Origin of the sequence: Dapis brunnea BLCC-M229 (genome assembly GCF_050015995.1) — a bacterium.
Taxonomy (GTDB): domain Bacteria; phylum Cyanobacteriota; class Cyanobacteriia; order Cyanobacteriales; family Microcoleaceae; genus Trichodesmium.
On sequence record NZ_JBNHEP010000296.1, the window covers coordinates 94,868 to 113,865 of the forward strand.

Consider the following 18,998-nt stretch of genomic DNA (forward strand, 5'->3'; position numbering starts at 1 on the left):
TTCTAATACGCAAATGACGCTATTAAAACTTTTCTTCTAATAGACATCTCCAAAAATGAAAAATAAAATCAATTCTTATCCATAAATTATCAATTACTCCCCCCTGTTCCCTGTTAAGTGTTCCCTGTTCCCTCTTTTCTGGAGATGTCTAATGTTCTATTGAATACGAATTGAAAAATTCATGCTCCATAATCCTTTATTTCTTATGACTCCTGACTCCTGACTCCTGACTCCTGACTCCTCAGCGACTTGTTCATTTTTGCTAGTTTTAATTTTTAGAATCTCCAAGTAGTTCTCGTAATAATTACCCAAAGAGGCTCATTTCTATCATCATGCTCCGGTTTTGTCTCGACAAAAAAACCATTGGTAATATTGATATTATTTGTAATCTGATAATCGTAGAAAAGTTGAAATTGTATAGAGGTGTCTGGGTCATCTTCACCATTGTCAATATGTGTCAGTTTTGGCTGTTGACCAACAGAAAAACCTAACATTCCATTTTCAAATAGCAAGTCATCTACTGCTAACGTTAATGCCCAATGCCAAATATCTGCTTCATCTCCTTCGCGATCGCCTGCTTCTGCTTCAGCATTGCTATAACCAACCCAACCAGCAATAGTAAACTGTGCCCATCGATAGCTACTTTGGAATCCAAAATGGTCTGCTGAAGTTGCTACTTTACCAAAAGGTTGTTGAGCATTTTTGCTACCTGTAAAACCTGCTAAATTAACTAAATCTGCTGTATAATATGCTTTTACATAAGCAAAAGAAACATCCAAATCTTGGTTGAGTGAGCCAGTAAACTGAGCATAACCACTGTAGGTACCATTAAAAATTCCACCACCCTCTCTCGGGTCGTTCACTCTACCCGTACCACCACCAGGAGCGCCTCCAAGATAGGCTAAGTCTAATCTCAAGTTATCGTTAATTTGATAACTATAACCTAAACCAGCACCACCTACTTGAATATATATGGTAGGGTTGTAAGCTGGAAATAGAGCAAGAGAACCTTTTGTACCACTGACCAGTTTAGGATTAAGGGCACGAGCCATCAAATCAAAATCAAGTCCAGCAGCTCCAACATAAAGACTCATCTTGCCATTGAGGGGAAAAATATAATAGACTTCGGTTAATCTTACTTGCTCATTGGTGTCAAAACCGAAGTTAAACAAGGTCGTATTTGTTTGTGTACCTCCACTAACTCCTGGTAACCTTCCTGTTCTAAGTCTAGTTCTGAGGAAGTCTTGTCCTGTAAAGCTAGTATCAAAGTTTAAGGTTACGGCATGGCCAAAAGCTGTCTGAATGTTTTCAGTAGTCACAGTTGCTTGTTCTTCATCATCACTACTGAAAACATCATATAGAGCTAAGATTACTTCCCCTTTGAGCAAAGTTGTGGTAGAAAACTGATTAGCTTCCAGAATGTCTGTCCTAGTTTCCAAGGCATTGAGGCGGGACTTAAGATCGGCTATTTCTATGGCAAAATCTGCTTGTAATCGTTGGCTTTTTGCTAAGTCTTCTTGGGAAATATAGCCCTCATCGAATTCTTCTATCAGACTTTGAATAACTTGTAAACATTCGTTCAGATTTGCTGCAAATTCATATCGACTGATGGCTCTATTGCCACTAAATGTAGCATTTGGGGAGGCTAATAGACAACCATAACGTTCTGCTAATCCTTGGAGGGCACTGTAGGCCCAATCTGTAGGGAGAACGTCACTCAGTTGATTGACAGAGTTAACTCTTTCTAATGGGGGAGATATTTCGGAAGGTTGGTTGAGTTGATTATATTGTTCTATTTGTCCTAAAGTATCGTTAGTTTGCTCCTTGAGTGTGGTTGTGGTTTCCTGGTTCGAGTTGGCAAGTGGTTGAGATTTGGGCGGAGGTTGGTTGAGTGAGTTGTACTCCTGTATTTTTTCTAAAATCTGGGCAGTTTGGTCAATAGTTTTATTTGATAGTTGCTTCTGAGCTTTACTGCTGGGAGCAATAGATAAAACAAATCCTATTCCTAAAACTAGGGGAAATATTAGAACATAATGTTTACATCCCATGTTTTGAGTTTGATAATTTTATTGGCGGTACGAAAAGCATTATGATTTTAATACGCAAAGGAAACTATCTTGAATATTAAGTTTTATGAGCGACTCGTCACCAAAATTCTATATAATCAAGAAACCAGAGGAAACCTGTGAAATTTTAGCTGCTGAAGAGGTGGAACAAAAAAAAGACCCCAATATTGTAGAAACATGGGGTCCATTTAATTCTGTTGAGGAAGCGATCGCCCGTCGTGTAGGATTAATTAGAAGTGGCAAGTGTAAACCACATTAACGAAGTCAGAAGTCAGAAGTCAGAAGTTAAATTTTTACCTTATTATTAGGTCTAAAAAGCTAAAAAAGTTAGAATTTTGGGCAGACAAGGGCAAAAAAATTACTCCCTGACTCCCCTACTCCCCTACTTCCCCAGTCCTCTAGTTACCAAACTGAGCTTTCTTGTTTTGCACACCAGCAATTTCTTGAGTCAAGATATCTAATGCTTTTGCGTATTGAGGATCGTCAATAGTACCTATTTGGTCACGATTTTTTCGCAAAGTTTCTTTTTGTGCATCTGTCAAAGATATTTCCACATCTGGTACAATTCCCTCATGGTTAATATCACGACCACTAGGAGTAAAGTATTTAGCGATCGTCACCGCTAACCCTGCACCTTTGCCAACACCGCGTACTGACTGCACTAACCCTTTACCAAAAGTCTTAGTACCTACTAATGTAGCTCGGTTATTATCTTGCAGCGCACCGGAAAGAATCTCACTCGCACTTGCAGATCCTCCATCTACCATAATAACTAATGGCTTATCTGTCAAAGACCTATTATTAGCTTTCTGGCGATCGGTGACACCATTGCGATTTACCGTAGAAACTATATCTCCGCGATCGAGCCACATCCTAGCAATTTCGATACTAGCATATAGCAATCCACCAGGATTAGAACGTAAATCTAGAATATAGCCTGATACATTTTGAGTTTCCAAATCATCTATTGCCTCTCGCATCTCACCAGCAGCATTCGCACTAAATTGGTTTAAGCGGATATAACCAACTTGACCAAGAGAACTTTCTTTCTGAGAATACTTAACAGGATGAATTTCAATTTTTGCCCGAACAATAGGAAACTCTATTTCCTGATTTTCTCGTTTAATAGTTAAAGTTACTTGACTACCAATTGGACCGCGAATCAGACTTACTGCCTGATTAATATCCATTCCCTCAGTGCTTTGACCGTCAATTTTGGTAATAATATCTTTAGCTTGAATACCTGCATCAAAAGCTGGAGTATCTTCTATTGGTGAAATTACTACCAATTTTTTTGTATCCTGGTCTTGGGTTAGCTGAATACCTACACCTGTTAGTTCCCCAGAAGTGTCTATTTGCATATTTTTAAACTCTTCGGGGTCCATGAAGCGAGTGTAAGGATCGCCTAGCTTTTCTAGCATTTCCCGAATTGCATCATAAGCTTGTTCGTCACTGGTATAAGTTTGATCGAGATACTCACTGCGAGTCGCTTTCCAGTCTATCTGATTGAAAGTACCATCTACATAAGTTTTATCAATAATCTGCCAAACTTGGTCGATTAATTCTTTAGGATTGTTATTATTTAATGATGCTTGAGAAGAAAGATGAATACCAGCGCCAATCACAGTGACGCCTGTTAACATTAATGCTGTTGCACCAAGGATAAGACCACGTTTTGCTATAACCATTTTGTTTGTTGAATGAATTTAACTAGCTATTAGCTTTTAGCAGCTCTGGGTTTAAATCTCCGGTTTCTATAAACCGGAAAGTTCTAGGATGGGTTAATCCCCTTCTAAACGTTTACTGCTGACTGCTGGCTGTGCTATTGCTGATTGCCTATTTAACTTTTCTGGCGCGAAGTCCGGCGCTGTAATTTTCAATTCAGCATTGGGATGAAAGCCAGAATATGATATATATATATTATTATCAACACAGACGGAGGACATCACCTCTGTATAAACAGCGGCCAAATTTTTCAGGCTGAATAATCCCGTGTTGTCCCTTCAAAAATTAATAATTAACAATTATTATAAAGAAGAGGATTGGGCTAAAAGGAATTTTTTTCTTTTCTTGGTCGATTGGATATGGCGAGGAGACCTCGCCATCCCATCCTACGGACTGCTCCGCTTTCCGACCGCTGTCTTGGTCGATTGGATATGGCGAGGAGACCTCGCCATCCCTCGACCGCTTTTTCTCCATTAATGGAGAGGCTTTATACCTTAATTTTTCGGTAAGTGCAAGGTCGGGGGTATGTCAAACAATAATTACTACATCAATAGCTATATCCAATAACGACCGCTTTTTCTCCATTAATGGAGAGGCTTTATACCTTAATTTTTCGGTAAGTGCAAGGTCGGGGGTATGTCAAACAATAATTACTACATCAATAGCTATATTCAATTTAGCATATATAACTATTACCCAGATTCACCCTTTTCGGTAAGTTTCAAGTCAAATTTCTATTCTAATAATCTATTGATAAATATTAGGGGATAGAAATTTGACAATTTCAGGACTTACGACCCAAACAAGAAACTAGGTTTATTGCCCTAATTATTGTTTTCTGCTATGGGTGTGAAATTTCCTCGAATCGCCCGGTTTCTGTGTGAGTCGTGAGTTGATTTTTTTCCTATCCTGATTATCTTAATTTGGTTTAGTTGTTTTCAACTTTGTTTTAGGTATCTAAAATTATGATTTGTTTTTCAAGTTATTGAATATTTTTTTAACTATCTAAACTAACTAAGCACCTACACAGAATTATTTATACAAATAATGCCTATATAGCCAAGGTTTTATCCTCTAAAATGTGTAATTAATTTTGTTTCCCTGCTTATTTATATTTAGAGACTCTCGATCAAACTAAAGATTAAGAGATATAGGATATAGGATATAGAATATTTAATATCGGTAGGTTAAGACATACAGTTTCCAACTATAGTAAATAAAGGATTGAATTTTCATTTAACAAACCCTTTCTTGAACCAACCCTAATTCTTAATAATGAAAATGATATCGAAGTCACTATAGTAATCCTATTTTATTCATGTCAAAAATCTTACTGCTTTTCAGGAAACAGGGAACACTTAACAGGGAACAGGTAAGAGTTTCAGTTTTTTTATTTACTTTTTGATTACCTGCAACCTATGCGCGGATTGCTATATAAATATCAAAATATCAATTACAACCTTTTATCTGATTCAATCAAACTAATAAATTGTCATGTTATCTGTATCCAAACTAACCGATTTAGATTTCGGATAACTGATAGGAATAAAAGTTTAGCTTAATCTATTAGATAATTAATTTAGGAGTGCAGTAAAAATACACTCCCACCATAAACATCTCAATTATAAACTAGGGTTCAACCCAACGGCCATCAGCTTTAATTAAATTAATTAATTCTTCCACTCCTTGAGATTCGGGGACTTTCTTAATTTCTTCCCGCCCACGATATAATGAGATATAACCAGCTTGCTTGCCTACATAACCATAATCTGCATCAGCCATTTCTCCTGGACCATTAACAATACAACCCATAACAGCAATATCCAATCCTGTCAGGTGTTTTGTTGCTTCCCGCACTTGATGCAGAACATCCTCAAGATTGAATAAAGTACGACCACAGGAGGGACAAGCTACATACTCTACCATTGTTTTCCGCAGACCCAAGGCTTGGAGAATACCATAACAAACTGGAATCTCTTTTTCGGGTGCTTCAGTTAAAGATACGCGAATTGTATCGCCTATTCCTTCTGCTAAAAGTGTGGCAATACCAGCAGTAGACTTAATTCGACCATACTCTCCATCCCCCGCTTCCGTCACACCCAAATGTAGGGGGTAGGCCATACCTAGTTCATCCATCCGCTTGACCATCAACCGATAAGCAGCGAGCATTACTGGCACCCGTGAAGCTTTCAGAGAAATTACTAGATTATAGTAGTCTAAAGATTCACAAATTTTGAGAAATTCTAGGGCAGACTCTACCATACCTTCTGGAGTGTCCCCATAAGTAAATAGCATCCTTTCCGCTAGGGAACCATGATTAACTCCAATGCGCATGGCTTTATTCTGGTCTCTGAGGGAGACTACCAGAGGTTCTAGGGTTTGGCGAATTTTATTACCTATTTCTTCAAATTCTGCTTGGGTATATTCATTTCTGCCAGTTTGTGGCTTTTCAAATACATATAAACCAGGATTAATTCGGACTTTATCAACGTGTTTTGCCACTTCCAGGGCTATTTTCATGCCGTTATGATGAACGTCGGCAACCAGTGGTACAGGTTTGTAGGTTTCTGCTAATTTCTGTTTGATATCTGCCAGAGATTTAGCATGGGCCATACTAGGAACAGTAACACGGACAATTTCGCAACCTATTTCATGTAAACGTCGAATAGCAGCTACGGAACCGTCAATGTCAAGGGTATCTTCATTGATCATTGACTGGACAACGACTGGATTGCCACCACCGATGGTTATGTCACCTACTTTGACAGAACGGGTTTTTCGCCGATGGATAGTCGTGTCAAAGGCTGATTGCTTTATAGGAGTTTTAGTTGGGTTTGCTAGGGTTTGCATAATATATCGTTATTTTTCTGTAGCGAACGGCTTAGTAGTCTATTGTTTTCTATCTTTCAGGTTGCCATATAATTGTCACTTATACTCTTTCACGAAAGTCAAAACTCAAAAGTCAAAAGTCAATAATTTTGATTATATGGGCTGAAAACTTTAACTGACAATAATTTATGGCTATTATTTCCTAAATACAAGTTATTTATAAGATGATTTTTGGATTTTGAATTTGGTTTCTCAATTTGGACAAGGTAGCGATCGCTTGGCTAATGGCCAGATACCCTGGTTGTAGCTAGATGTGTGCCAGTTTAACGAAGTCAGAACTCAGAACTCAGAACTCAGAAGTTGTTTTTGTAACGGGGATGGGTGAGCAACTCTCCAAAAACATTTCGCCGATCAAGGCGGGGTAAATGACCCAATTTTTTTGATAATCTCATCTATTAAAATCCCAAATTGATGAATGTTTGTGAGAAATAGTATCTGTGACGGGTGAGTAACCCAGATATTAGCTACTACAAAAAAGCGGATGCTGCGCTTTATAGAACCCATTTGGTATCTATATTGTGTGCTTAAATGGGGGGGTGGGGAGTGTGGGGAGTGTGGGGAGTGTGGGTAGATGGCGTGTATTATACCAAGCGTGAAAAAAGAATGCTATGCTTGAGTGAAACTTCAATTATTAAATAATTAACACAAGTAAATAACTTTTATATTTTTTTTACCAGTTAGTATTAATTATTCTTATATTTACTTCTCCCCTACTCCCCTACTCCCCTACTCCAGAAATTGTAGTAAACATTTATCAAACTGGTATTAGACTTCTCCCAAAATTCTAAATTCAATCACTTATTGCCCATAAATTATCAATTACTTCTCCCTATTCCCTCTTTTTTGGAGATACTAAATGGCTTCTATAAAGCTAATACCAATTCACTTTAAAGATGTCACAAATAGTTTTTAACTTTAAAAGTTAAATAATTTCCTAAAATTACTGTAGCATCAAAGTTTTAAGCTTATAAAATCATAATGTATGACTTTTGACTTTTGACTTATAACTTCCGTGAAACGGTATAAGAAGTAGGGGGGACGATTCGGAAGGTTGTTGCTGGATAGCATTCAGCTATTAGCTGAAGTCAAAACTATTGGCTATAAATGATTTTAATTTTATCAATTTTTTCATACTTTTTTGTAGTGCTATAATTGGATTGAATACTGATACCAATTTAATCAAATATTGCTACATTAGCTCTGTTTTTAGGAGTCAATCCACCCCTAACCTTTCCCTGGAGGGTAACTCAGTCGGTAAGAATTCATAATATTTATTTTTTTTGAGAGTACAACTGTTCCACGATTGACTAAAAATAGTTTTATAACTATAAAAATTTGTTTTTTGTCACCAAGAAATAATTTGATTTTTACCCTCTACGTCGGCAGTAAATTTACTAACACTTTTGTCATCATTTTACTGTAACTACCTATAGCAACTTACTGTAACTACCTATAGCAATCCTATTTTATTCGTGTCAAAAGTTTTACTGCTTTTTAGGGAATAGGGAACATTAAACAGGGAAAAGGTAAGAGTTTCAGTTTTTTTATTTACTTTTTGATTTGTCACAACCTATTTAGGATTGCTATATGCCTGAATTTGGTATTACACTTTGCAGGAAGGAAGGCAGAAGAGAAGAAAAGTTTTTGAAGTGTTTAGGAGCTAGATTTTATAGTCAGGGAGCATTTGTTATTTATTAAAAACTAGAAAGCTTACTGATAACTATATAGGTAAAAAGGAAAGAAATGGGGAATGGGGAATAGGCAATAGGCAATAGTTACAGTTGTTAATTTTTCTGCATTTTTCCCTGACCTGACTCGGAAAATCTCAACTTTATGAATATTAATTGCATAATCTTTAGCACTTTTTTCCAGGTTTAGCACCACTTAAACTGATGATACATCAGGATTCTATCTTTAATTCAGCAAACCCTAATTAAACATCTTGTTAATCTATTATTGCCTATTGTCTATTGCCTTTTTCAACTAAGAATTTTATTTGGCACGACTACTTAAATATTTTCATAATTTTAGATACACTTGCAATCATATTGTAACTATATTCAGTTTAATAGCTAGATACTTTACTCGAAAGAAGACAGAAAAAAAAGAAATATAGCGCTACGGGGAATTCAAAAGGCAAAATTCATTAATGGATAATGGATAATGGATAGTGGATAATTACCTCGGGTTTTAACCCTACGGAAATTGAATATAAAGAAATATTATTTCTTTTCTCGAGGGGAGATTGGATATGCCGAGGTTTCCTCGCCATCCCATCCTAAGGTCATGCTCCGCTTTCCGACCGCTTTTTCCCCTTGAAAGGGGAGGCTAATAAAGCTGAATTATTTAATTAATAATTAATAATTATTCGGTAAAAAGTAATCTCTAAGTGAGTTTCAGTATTTATAAATTTTCTAATCTTTGTTTCGACTGCATTTACTCCTTCTCTCCTAGATAACTAAAGCCTTCCTCCTTCCTACTAATATCTATTTACAAAACCTACAAAATTACTATAATCAATTTTGACTTGCTCCGCATATTGAAAAGCTACTTCATCGACTAATTCTCGAAATTTCTTATGCTTACCATCGGTGATTTTTGTCACTTGTTTTTCTAAGGAATTAGGAACTAATTTTTGATCAAAATCCTTATCTGCTCTAGCATGGTCAGTTGCCAGAATTTTTCCCCATTGTTGAGCAACTTCTATAAAACTATCTTTATCCTTTAATCTTTTAGTTTTAAGAGACTTTTTATAAGGAGATATTTCTCGGACAGAATAATCACCAGAAAAATCTCCATCAGCAGGATTATTATCCACAAGTTCCATCCATCCTAAAAAATCATCAGCGTGTTTAATTAAAGCTTTATAAGCTTTGGCATGACGTTGGGCAGTATTATCAAATATACTGTCATAATTTAAGCGATCATATAAGCTAAATAATTCATAAGCAGGAGGTTGATACTGACGTTTAATATCGAGAATATGGTCATCATCTAAATCATCAGTTTCTCCTTCTATTAACAAGTAATAACGTGGCGTTCCTAATGACCCTAATCCAGCATTTAATCTTTGAGCTACATCTTTAACTTTAAAATATTTTGAGTCATAACTTAGATTTCCAGAAAGGGTTTCACCATAAACTAGCATTTCTGATTCAATAACTTTTTTGGCATCAGATGCTATCCCTAAATCTTCATTTTCAAAGTCAAATAATCGTTTCTCTTCTACAATTTTAGTCCACTTATATAACATTCCTTGTCGTGTTTTTTCAGCAGCTTTTTCTATAGTCTTTTTCACCTCTCCACTGGTATTTTTTTCAGTAAAATATATCTGAGTCTCATCATCATTACCTACATAAGATTCTAGGGCATCTAGATAGCTTTCACTGAAGCTATCAATGATTTCTTTCTGGTCAGATTTAGAGATAATATAATTATCTTCAGCCACTAAAATAATACTGGTTGCTAAACGCCACAAATCATATTGATAATCAGCAATTATTGACTCATCAAAGTCATTTAGGTCAAAAATAATTTCTCCTTTATCGTTATTATAAGCGCCAAAATTATCAACGTGACAATCACCTAAAATCCAAGTTTTTGTTTTAGCATTACCAAATTTACTAAGTCTACTATCATGCACAAAGTCTTGCCAAAATAAAGAATTTGTTGCTCGATAAAATTTAAATGACGATCGAGACATTCGAGCATATTTTTCAGCTTTTAAATCTTGGCGTTTCTGGGGATTAGCACCTGATAAAATTAAGTCTGTATCTAATTCAATAGACTCCAAAACTTTTTGAGTCCGCTGACTATTATTAATAGATTGAGCTAAAGTTTGGTTAAATACAAAAAAAACATTTATTGTCAAAATTAAAATTATTACTATCAACCCAGTTCGGAAAATTTTATTCAACTGATTCATCATTATTACTTAAAAATTCTCGCATATATTGATTCACTAATTCAGGTTGTTCTTGTTGTACCCAATGGTTACAGTTAGGAATATAACGAAGTTGAAAACTCTCCACATATTCTTCCGTACCATAAGTTAATTCTGTTCCTAAAGCAGTATCATTTTTTCCCCAAATCATTAAAGTAGGAATTCGTAGCACTCCCCACTCTTGCCGATTAAAAAAACCAGGAAAAATATTACGATAATAATTAATCATTGCAGTTAAAGCTCCTCGTTTAGCTGCTGCATCTTTATATGCTTCTAAGTCAACGTCAGTAAAGGCAGATTTATTAATCGACATATTTTTAAATGCTGAAGCAATAGCCTGATAATCATCAAATTCAAACATCAATTCAGGTAAAAAAGGCAATTGAAAGAAAAATATATACCAACTTCTTAAAAGTTGCTCTGGAGTACCTAATCCTTCCATAAATTTTGCAGGATGAGGAATATTCATTACAATTAATTTTTCGACCATTTCTGGATGTGCATAAGTAAAACACCAAGCTATTGCTCCACCCCAATCATGTCCTACTAAAACACAATTTTCATAACCTAATCCTTTAATTACTCCCTCTATATCTTTGATAAATTCTGCCATGATATAAGCAGATTTTTTTTCAGGTTTATCACTTTCATTGTACCCTCTCAAATCTAGGGCAACTACTTTATAATTTTGAGCAAATTCAGGGATTTGATGTTTCCAAGAATACCAAAATCCAGGAAATCCATGTAACATTAACATTAATGGGCCATAGCCTTGAGTAACATAATGGAGATTAATACCATTTGCTAGGATAAAATTGCTTGGAAAAAGATTCTCTTTGATTGACATTGATACCTCCGAAATAATCGCTTAAATTTTAACTTGCTATACTCAAAGGAAGAAGAAAATAGGAAATGGGAATATATTTTTGGTGGATTGAATCCCTTTCTATTTATAATTAAATTCAAGATTAATTTGGTAGTAACTACTTTTCTGCCGATAAGTAAGCATTCAGTCGTCAGATAGCTTCCTAGGTCTTCAAGAATTAATAATTAATAATTAATAATAGACCTCTTGCAAAAGTTTTAATTATATCAATTCAAGATCTAAAATCAACAATTTCATCTCCCTATTGCCTATTCCCTATTCCCTATTCCCTGACTTCTGCAAGAAGTCTAATGAATAATTAATAATTACCCCTCCTTGAAAACGGATAGGATTGACTAATCATGAAAATTTTTATTTATTATCCCCTATCCAAGGGGAGGCTTTAAACCAAAATTTTTCGGTAACTACCTTTTTCATGTCGCATAGCGTTTTATGTAGGCAAAAGCCGAAAACAGCTATAAGTTATTAGCTCATTATCAGACCAAAGGAAGAATTAGTCTCTAAGGAGAATTCAAACTTATATTTGCGCAGCATTCCGAAGGAAAAAAAGTTCATCAGCTAACCTTAGTAACTGGACTTTGGAAAAAAATAGGTTAAAAATCAGTTCAAAAGTTTATACAGTAATGTTTTAATCTAGAATTAACTGTTTTCTTGATATATCTAGGTTTTAGCTATTTTTAGCACGGTGAGGTATTTCCCTTGCTAATACTAGGTTTGAAGCTATTTTCGGTGTAAAAAATCTCAAAGTACAGGTAAGTTATTACGTTCAAAAGCTGAATGCTAGCGCATTCGGTAGGAAATGCTGAATGCTAATAGCTGAATGCTTACCCTAATAAAGTAGTTATGCACAATATATTAAAGATATTATAATACTAAAAAGCCTAGATTGTAAAAATCATAGGGAATAAAATTAGGTAATTAATTTTGTCTAGGCACTTAGTTGATTGCTACATAGCAATTCTTCTCCTTGGTGAAATACGCAGGTTTTGGATTTTAGGGAATGGAGAATAGTGAAGGTAATAGGGAATAGAAAAAAATGCTGTACCTCATTAAATATGATAATCCCTATCTCTATATATCATTTTCTATGCTGGTGAGGTACGCACATTCCTTGGTTTTAGGGAGTAGGGGGTATTCAATAATTAATTATTAATTATTATATAGAGATATCCGGAAAAGAGGGAGTAGGGAATAGGGAGTAGGAAGAAATAATTGATGATTTATGCGGGATAATTGATTTGATTTTTGATTACCGGAGATGTCTAATAATTAATAATTACCTCTTCTTTAAAAGAAGAGGATTGGTTAAAAGGAATTTTTTTGTTTTCTTGGTCGATTGGATATGGCGAGGAGACCTCTCCATCCCATCCTAACGGACTGCTCCGCAAACGACCGCTTTTTTCTCCTTGAAAGAGAGGCTTTAAACCTTAATTTTTCGGTAATTTCGGAAGCAGGGAATAGCGGTGCGACCCCGCAACGACGACAGCTCACTTGCGGAACGCACACCAACAAAGAAAATAAAACAAACAACTGTACCTCACGCTCCTTGAGAAACGCTATATCTATTTTTTATTGCTAAATACAGTCTTCTTCCCTCTTTCTGGGAAATTTAATTTACAGCAGTTACTGAGCAAAATTTCTGAGATTGTGTATAACATAAATGAATGGTTTGATATTTAAGCAATTTAACATAATTTTTATAGCTATGTTATTACCCATAAAAATTGTTTTAAACAGCTATTAAAATTAATTTGCTAGAAAAGGGGAAAATATTGGGTAGCAAGCAAGAATGTCTTATATAAAATATTCTATAAACTGGATATTATAGCAACCTAACCTATATATTTATGTATGTATGATATTTTATAATTCATCAAATAATCACAACTTCATTTGATTATTTCATCCGTTTATTCCTATCAATATAAGGAGGTAAAAATTTAGTTGGCTCCTGCTCATAAATTGTATACTCCCAAGGAACATTAATATTTTGGGTCGTAGTCTTACTACTGTAAGAAGCTCGTCGTTGAGGCTGGGCAAATAAAATAATTATCCCGATTAAAATAATGCCACCACCTAAAACTAAAATAGCTAGGATTATTCCACCAATAAACCATAGTAAACCTTTTTCTAAATAACTTGCAGAACTATTTGACGACCTTTTATTATAATTATCTATACCTTGCTGTAGACTTAAGCCAGAAATCAAACGTTCTTGCTGTTGGACTTGAACCAATAGTCTGTCATTTTCCAGCCTTAGTTGATCTTGTTGGAGTCTGAGTTGTTGTATTTCTCCCCACTGTTGTTCTAACTGAGTTTTCAACTGTCGTGTATCTAGTAATTGCTGTTGTAGTTGAGTTTTCAGTTGGTCGTAAGCTGAACGTTGTTGTTCAGATTGATTTCTAATTTGTTGTTCCAACTTATAATCCTTGAAGTCAGGAGCAGAAGGAACTGAAATAGGTGGGGGTGTTAATGGTAGTGGCTGAGGTAGGGGAGTTACTAGAGGAGAAACTTTAGGAGGAGAAGAAAATGTTACTGAGGGTGAAGGAGATGGTATTGACAATTTCATCTGCTCATCAGGAGATGACTTGCCAAAAACAATCCAACCCATAAGTAAGAGGACAATTAAGACCCCCGTTAGAATACATCCTACTATAAACGCTAGAGTCTGATTCATTATTTAATTTCACTGTATGATTAAATCAGCACTATTTAAAAAAATATATAGGGCATCATATTAAGAACAATATTGAGTATCTATTTTCTGAAGCCATTTAATATCATAACTAAACTCATGCAACAAAAATCCAAAATACCACTACTTTTTCGCACCAAAATGGAACTCAGAAGTCAAAAACAAAAAATCAAAGGTTAAGGTTGCTTAAACCTATAAAAAACTCAGGACTTTATCTATTAAGATATTTTATCCCTACCATGAATATGTTAAAATTAAAATTTTTGTTAGTTTGACCTATTTCCCCAGAAGCAAAAGAGTTAGAAGTAAAGATGAAATGATACTAGGAAATATCAGGATTATAGTAATCTTCGGGTTCCACATTTCCAACTGCATCTGGTTCTTGATTTATACAACCATGTTTCTGGACATATTGACAGACACGAGCCCATAGCTTGGCTCTAGTACCAGGTGGTCCAGAAGAAAATAATACCTTATCTCCACCCACGATTTTGACTTGACACACTGGGCAAATCTCTTGCTGATTTTCTGACATGGTGATTATTTATTGTTTAAGGCTCAATGAACTTCTAAGTATATAGCGTTTTTTCCTCAATTTTGCAAATCTTGTCTAAGCGCAAATGTGAGATTTTAGGGAAGCGCATTTTAGATTGTTAAAGAAATCTCAAATTTTAAAGAAGTGGTTGGACATAAAAATCATAACAATCTAGAGATATACTCATTTTGATCGGGAGTTATGCTAATTTCATACAATCTTGCTAGGTAGTAGGTGGTATGTATTAGGAGAAACACAAATATCTTCATAGTTTGGCAGAGAATTTTAGTGTAACTATCTATCCATGAATTTGGTATTAGTTCTAAAATTAGAGTTTTTATGGAAAACTTTTACAGGCAACAGAAAATAAAAAAAACTATTGTACCTCACAAAGATTGAGAAACGCTATAAAGTTATTTTGCTATTTCCATTTTGTTAGCTATTTTCTCTAAAGATTTTGATGCGTTTATATATAGCAATCCTATTTTATTCGTGTCAAAAATATTGTAACTTTTTTGTAATTAGGGAATAGGGAATAGGGAACGGGCAAGAGTTTCAGAGTTTATTTTTAGTTTTTGAATTGTTACAACCTATTTAGGATTGCTATAGCTAATATCAGCATGATTTTTTAGATTATTTTATACAAAAAAAAACATAAAATATGATGATATATGCAGAATTTTGGCAAAATAAACAAAGAGATAAAACCTATCAAATTAGGAATTATCAGTTAAATTTTAACTGTTTCAATCCCCAAATTTCCGAATATTCACTATATTTTTAAAATTAGTGGTGTGCGGATTTTAGTTAGTTTGAATTCCCCACTACTATGTCTGATAACTGTTAACTGTTTCAATACACCTTTTCTCTATTGCCTTTTCTTTAATAAAATGTAAATTCCATACATGAACTATATAGATAAAATCAATAATTTACTTAAACCAGCTATTTTTGCTAATTATTCAGTTATCGATTTATTTGCCGGATGTGGTGGTTTATCTCTAGGTTTTGAAGCCCAAGGTTTTACAACTCATGGTTTTGAAATAGATGCTGATTTTTGTGCAACTTATAATAAAAATTTAAAAGGTAATTGTACTAAAATTACTCTAACTTCAGAAACAGAATTACCTCCTGGAAATGTAATAATTGGCGGTCCTCCTTGTCAACCTTTTAGTGTTGGTGGAAAGCAAAAAGGTTTACAAGATTCGCGAGATGGTTTTCCTATTTTTATTAATGCAGTGGCAAGATTAAAGCCGGAAATTTGGTTATTTGAAAATGTACGAGGGTTGCTTTATCGGAATAAATGGTATTTGGATGAAATTACTCAAGCACTTCAATCTTTGGGTTATATTATTGAGGTTAAATTGTTAAATGCTGTTGATTTTGGCGTGCCTCAAAATCGTCAACGAGTAATAGTTGTTGGGCATAAAAGTGAGTTTAAATTTCCTCAAGTTTTAGATAAAAAAATAACTGTTGGAGAAGCATTAGGAGAAATGGCATTCGACGCACCTCCGGAGTCAAAATTTCTGACTCCAAGCATGGATAAATATGTAGAAAAATATGAAAAAGCTTCTAGTTGTAAACAACCTCGCGATTTATATTTAGACAAACCTGCTAGAACTTTAACTTGTCGAAATATTTCCGCTCCTACTAGCGATATGCACCGAATAAAATTGCCTGATGGGAGAAGAAGACGGTTGTTGTTAAGGGAAGCGGCAAGATTACAAAGTTTTCCTGACTGGTTTGAATTTGTAGGAAAAGAAACCAGTTGTTTTAATCAGATTGGAAATGCAGTTCCTCCTTTATTTGCTTTTCATTTGGCAGGGAGTATTAGGAGTTATTTAGAATCAGGTAAAAGACTGTCGCCAGAGGAAATTTCACAAAAAATTCTTCCCTTACAATTGTCATTACCTTTTTAAGAGATAAAAATGTCTGAAATTCCCCAGTATGTTAAGTCAGATAAACCTAAACAACTGCAAAAGCTAATCAATGAAGCCTTGCATATTATTTCTAAACTGGGTGTACCTCTTGAGGGGATGACTCAAAGACGATTGGAAAGAATGGCTATGGCTTTTTTAGCTGTAGCCAACGTTAAGAAAACTAATGAATGGGCAAAAATTGATAATTCTCATGCTTTAAGAACTAGAGAAATTATTAGGTACTCGAATATTCATTTTCGTACCTTATAGATAGCTATTTAAAATTCTTTTATACAAAAATATTTTTTATGATACAGGTTTAAAAACTACTCACTAATATTAATAGATATTTGTTTTATTCTAGTTATTAACTCTGAAATCTTATTATCCTTGTCATAATTTTGCAAACTTAATTAAAAATTTTGGTTCGGATAATTGGGAAGAAGAAGTAGAATTTTTTTTATCTAATCAAGTTACTCTAGAAGAACAACTTTCTAGTCAACGAGAAATAAGTTTAATTCCCATAAAATTTTCTTCTGGTAAAGTCTTAAATTTCAGCCCTGGCAAACATAATGAATTACAGAAAGCAATTATTGAAAGTTTTTTACCTAGATATGGTTATGGTGCAGAAGTCTTATATGTCGCCGATATGGCTAAGAAGTTTTTACATTTACAAAAAACTAAACTGACAGAACTAAATTTTTTTGAATTATCTGATGGTGAATTACCCGATATAGTAGCTTACTCACAGCAGAAAAATTGGCTTTATTTGATAGAAGCTGTTCATAGTTCAGGTGTAATTTCTAATGTACGTTTATTAGAGCTGAAAAAATTGACAGAAAAATGTAAGGCTGACATAATTTTTATCACCGCTTTTCTAGACCATCATACTTTTCGCAAATTTGCTGCTGATATTGCTTGGGAAACAGAAGTTTGGATAGTTGATGCACCAGACCATATAATTCATTTTGACGGTGAAAAATTTTTAGGTCCTTATTCTTAAATAACTAATACTTGAAATAAAATTATGAATGAAATTAACTGGCAATTATTCTGGATATTAATGATTTTACATTGTGTTATTGGTACTGCTGCTGCTTTTGTCGCAAAAAGCAGAGGTGGGAATTTTAATATTTGGCTAGGTTGGGGTTTATTGGGGGGTACTATTGCTTTGATAACTGCATTTTTGATGCCTGCTAAAAATCTAGATTAAAAAGGAAATTAATTAGCCGAAAATTAGAGAAATCTATGTAGGGATAGACAGAGAGGAAAGTTGAGAGATATTACTCTTGGCTTACCTATAAAAATTTGTCTGCTTTGGAATGGCTTTAATATTTTGAGAGATGGAATAAGTCAGATAAACTAGAAAGCAATTTGCTGAAGTAATTATAATATTTAGCCAAGAAACTTGTTGAATAAAAAGTCATGCGTAGGGGCAAGAAGCCCATTATAGGAATTATAATATCACAATTTTTGTGGAGATGCAACCGAAAATCCTTTGAGGCGCGATTTTTTTGGAGCTTAAGAGAATGAAAATCTTTATGGTTTTCCACTGAGGAGATGGATGGAAAGATTTGATGAGGGAAAAACAAGCATATATCTTTACTAGAGCTTCACAGGATGAAAATTTCAAAAAATATCTACTTAACCTGTAGATAGACTAGATATTCTGGAAAAATCTCTGACAAACTTTCACCTACCTATATATATGAAAGTAAAATTTTCATCGCTGAGGAAAACTGGTAAAAAGTCGAAGGGATACAAGAGGCGATCGCTCAACTTCAGAAAATTATCTACTTACTTCTAGCTAAAGCAAATATCTGAAAAAGTCTCTGACAAATTTTCCACTACCTATATATGGATATATGGATGGAAGTAAAATTTCCATCTCCTTAGAAAATTAGGAAACAGTCGAAGGGATACAAGAGGCATTTGCTCAATTTGAGAAAATATCTACTTACTTCTAGGTAAAGCAGATATTCTGGAAAATTCTCTGACAAATTTTCGAGTATCTATATATCTAGAGTAGAATTTCTATATCTTCAGAAAACTAGGAAATAGTCGAAGGGATACAAGAGGCAGTTGCTCAATTTGAGAAAATATCTACTTACTTCTAGGTAAAGCAAATATCTGGGAAAATTATCTGGCAAATTTTCGACTATCTATATTATGGAAGTGCAATTTTCATCTCCTCAGAAAACTGGCTAAAAGTCGAGGGAAGATCAAAGGCGATTTGCTGACACAACGCTATCGCGAACGCTCTACTTCAGAAAATATTTACTTCCCTCTAGTAGTCTACCAAGTAAACTTTGCCTGGTAATATTTTTACCACTAACGATT

General features: G+C 34.5%; 13 protein-coding genes. 5 read left to right on the forward strand and 8 right to left on the reverse strand.

Annotated features, from left to right (window positions below):
• Positions 1-275: 275 nt before the first annotated feature.
• Entirely contained in the window at positions 276-2,048 is a 1,773-nt protein-coding gene (locus ACP6PM_RS34270; RefSeq protein ID WP_426591318.1) for an iron uptake porin, read from the reverse strand.
• An 85-nt stretch (positions 2,049-2,133) separates the two neighbouring features.
• Between ACP6PM_RS34270 and ACP6PM_RS34275 the strand changes: the two genes are divergently transcribed.
• Positions 2,134-2,325, forward strand: a complete 192-nt coding sequence (locus ACP6PM_RS34275) for a DDE transposase family protein (protein WP_426591320.1) — start codon at positions 2,134-2,136, stop codon at positions 2,323-2,325.
• 139 nt (positions 2,326-2,464) lie between these two features.
• Here ACP6PM_RS34275 and ctpC read toward each other — a convergent pair whose 3' ends face one another.
• The 7 genes from ctpC to nblD all read right to left on the reverse strand — a co-directional run bounded on the left by ctpC (position 2,465) and on the right by nblD (position 14,739).
• Positions 2,465-3,754, reverse strand: coding sequence for a carboxyl-terminal processing protease CtpC (gene ctpC, locus ACP6PM_RS34280; protein WP_426591321.1), 1,290 nt, complete (start codon positions 3,752-3,754; stop codon positions 2,465-2,467).
• Between the two features lie 93 nt (positions 3,755-3,847).
• Positions 3,848-4,036, reverse strand: a complete 189-nt coding sequence (locus tag ACP6PM_RS34285; RefSeq protein ID WP_426591322.1) for a hypothetical protein — start codon at positions 4,034-4,036, stop codon at positions 3,848-3,850.
• A gap of 1,384 nt (positions 4,037-5,420) precedes the next feature.
• Positions 5,421-6,641, reverse strand: a complete 1,221-nt coding sequence (ispG, locus tag ACP6PM_RS34290; RefSeq protein WP_426591323.1) for a (E)-4-hydroxy-3-methylbut-2-enyl-diphosphate synthase — start codon at positions 6,639-6,641, stop codon at positions 5,421-5,423.
• A gap of 2,518 nt (positions 6,642-9,159) precedes the next feature.
• A complete protein-coding gene (locus ACP6PM_RS34295; protein ID WP_426591324.1) occupies positions 9,160-10,551 on the reverse strand; it encodes a DUF2252 domain-containing protein in 1,392 nt (463 codons plus the stop codon).
• A 37-nt stretch (positions 10,552-10,588) separates the two neighbouring features.
• Positions 10,589-11,470 carry an alpha/beta fold hydrolase gene (locus tag ACP6PM_RS34300; protein WP_426591325.1) on the reverse strand — a complete coding sequence of 294 codons (882 nt, stop codon included), beginning with the start codon at positions 11,468-11,470 and terminating at the stop codon, positions 10,589-10,591.
• 1,936 nt (positions 11,471-13,406) lie between these two features.
• On the reverse strand, positions 13,407-14,186 hold the full coding sequence (locus ACP6PM_RS34305; protein ID WP_426591326.1) for a hypothetical protein: 780 nt from the start codon (positions 14,184-14,186) through the stop codon (positions 13,407-13,409).
• Between the two features lie 340 nt (positions 14,187-14,526).
• Positions 14,527-14,739: an NblD family protein gene (nblD, locus tag ACP6PM_RS34310; RefSeq protein ID WP_426591328.1), complete on the reverse strand. Its 213-nt coding sequence runs from the start codon at positions 14,737-14,739 to the stop codon at positions 14,527-14,529.
• Positions 14,740-15,644: 905 nt separating this feature from the next.
• On the opposite strand from nblD, the gene ACP6PM_RS34315 reads away from it, so the two are divergent.
• The 4 genes from ACP6PM_RS34315 (at position 15,645) to ACP6PM_RS34330 (ending at position 17,871) form a co-directional block, all read left to right on the forward strand.
• Complete coding sequence (locus ACP6PM_RS34315) at positions 15,645-16,658, forward strand: DNA cytosine methyltransferase (protein WP_426591330.1); 1,014 nt, start codon at positions 15,645-15,647, stop codon at positions 16,656-16,658.
• A gap of 9 nt (positions 16,659-16,667) precedes the next feature.
• On the forward strand, positions 16,668-16,928 hold the full coding sequence (locus ACP6PM_RS34320; protein WP_426591331.1) for a hypothetical protein: 261 nt from the start codon (positions 16,668-16,670) through the stop codon (positions 16,926-16,928).
• Positions 16,929-17,181: 253 nt separating this feature from the next.
• Positions 17,182-17,661 carry a BsuBI/PstI family type II restriction endonuclease gene (locus ACP6PM_RS34325; protein ID WP_426591341.1) on the forward strand — a complete coding sequence of 160 codons (480 nt, stop codon included), beginning with the start codon at positions 17,182-17,184 and terminating at the stop codon, positions 17,659-17,661.
• A gap of 24 nt (positions 17,662-17,685) precedes the next feature.
• On the forward strand, positions 17,686-17,871 hold the full coding sequence (locus tag ACP6PM_RS34330; protein WP_426591333.1) for a hypothetical protein: 186 nt from the start codon (positions 17,686-17,688) through the stop codon (positions 17,869-17,871).
• The last annotated feature ends 1,127 nt before the right edge of the window (positions 17,872-18,998 follow it).

Bases quoted from the DNA above. Each gene is read 5' to 3' on its own strand.
- ACP6PM_RS34305 (WP_426591326.1), bottom strand. From the start codon at position 14,186: ATGAATCAGACTCTAGCGTTTATAGTAGGATGTATTCTAACGGGGGTC.
- ACP6PM_RS34320 (WP_426591331.1), top strand. From the start codon at position 16,668: ATGTCTGAAATTCCCCAGTATGTTAAGTCAGATAAACCTAAACAACTG.
- ACP6PM_RS34330 (WP_426591333.1), top strand. From the start codon at position 17,686: ATGAATGAAATTAACTGGCAATTATTCTGGATATTAATGATTTTACAT.
- ACP6PM_RS34300 (WP_426591325.1), bottom strand. From the start codon at position 11,470: ATGTCAATCAAAGAGAATCTTTTTCCAAGCAATTTTATCCTAGCAAAT.
- ctpC (WP_426591321.1), bottom strand. From the start codon at position 3,754: ATGGTTATAGCAAAACGTGGTCTTATCCTTGGTGCAACAGCATTAATG.
- ACP6PM_RS34270 (WP_426591318.1), bottom strand. From the start codon at position 2,048: ATGGGATGTAAACATTATGTTCTAATATTTCCCCTAGTTTTAGGAATA.
- ACP6PM_RS34315 (WP_426591330.1), top strand. From the start codon at position 15,645: ATGAACTATATAGATAAAATCAATAATTTACTTAAACCAGCTATTTTT.
- nblD (WP_426591328.1), bottom strand. From the start codon at position 14,739: ATGTCAGAAAATCAGCAAGAGATTTGCCCAGTGTGTCAAGTCAAAATC.
- ACP6PM_RS34275 (WP_426591320.1), top strand. From the start codon at position 2,134: ATGAGCGACTCGTCACCAAAATTCTATATAATCAAGAAACCAGAGGAA.
- ispG (WP_426591323.1), bottom strand. From the start codon at position 6,641: ATGCAAACCCTAGCAAACCCAACTAAAACTCCTATAAAGCAATCAGCC.